This is a genomic window from Wolbachia endosymbiont of Mansonella ozzardi (assembly GCF_020278625.1).
In the GTDB taxonomy this organism is placed as follows: domain Bacteria; phylum Pseudomonadota; class Alphaproteobacteria; order Rickettsiales; family Anaplasmataceae; genus Wolbachia.
This window is the reverse complement of the sequence record NZ_JADAKK010000089.1, coordinates 497-1,339: the sequence shown is the minus strand read 5'-3', so window position 1 is coordinate 1,339 and position 843 is coordinate 497. Positions and strand designations below refer to the sequence as shown.

Genomic DNA, 843 nt, shown 5'->3' with positions numbered 1-843 from the left:
ATAATAATATGTCTTTTATAAGGGCAAAATCGGAACGTAGCTTCATGAAGACAGTGAACGGTTCATGCTTCACACCACTTGCAGCTTTGGCAGAATATGTGAGTGAAAATATACTACATCTTCGTTGTATGTTAGCAGACGAAAAAAACATATACTTTACTGAACGCACTTCATTTGCAGAAGATGCAGAAAAAATGGGTATGGATGCAGGATTAGAGTTGAAATCAAAATGCTTATAAGCTTGCCTAAAGTACATGGAATCTATTGCTGTAATATTTCTATGTCTAAAATGACGTGGTTGAATGTCGGTGGACAAGCTGATGTGTTATTTAAACCACGTGATATTGAAGATTTAATATGCTTGATTAAAAATACTGAATTGCCAATCAATGTTATCGGTGCAACATCCAACATAATAGTACGAGATAGTGGCATTCGAGGCATAACAGTGAAATTGGGTAAGGAGTTTGCGTATATTAAATGTAAAAGCGACAATTCTATCGTTGCAGGTGGTGCTGCGCTACTTAGCAATCTCGCTTACTTTGCCGGGGAACAAAAAATTAGTGGACTTGAGTTTTTAGCTGGAATTCCAGGAACGGTTGGCGGTGGGATAGAAATGAATGCAGGTGCATATGGTAGTGATATCGCAAGTGTTGTACATTCGATAAAAGCAGTGAACTTAGAGGATAGAAACCTATATGAATTCTTCAGCGAAGAGATGGGTTATGTTTACCGTGGGCATAGCTTGAACGGGCAGTGGATCTTCGTTGAAGCTGAGTTTAAAGGAGTAAGTTCAGAGCACGAGATTATACTGAGAAGGCTAAAGGAAATTATCGAAAACAA

2 pseudogenes are annotated in these 843 nt (G+C 38.3%); both read left to right on the top strand.

What is annotated here, in order from left to right:
- Positions 1-239, top strand: a pseudogene (locus IHO40_RS05685) (hydroxymethylbilane synthase); the annotation flags it as partial.
- Positions 230-843, top strand: a pseudogene (locus tag IHO40_RS05680) (FAD-binding protein); the annotation flags it as partial. The pseudogenes IHO40_RS05685 and IHO40_RS05680, both read left to right, overlap by 10 nt.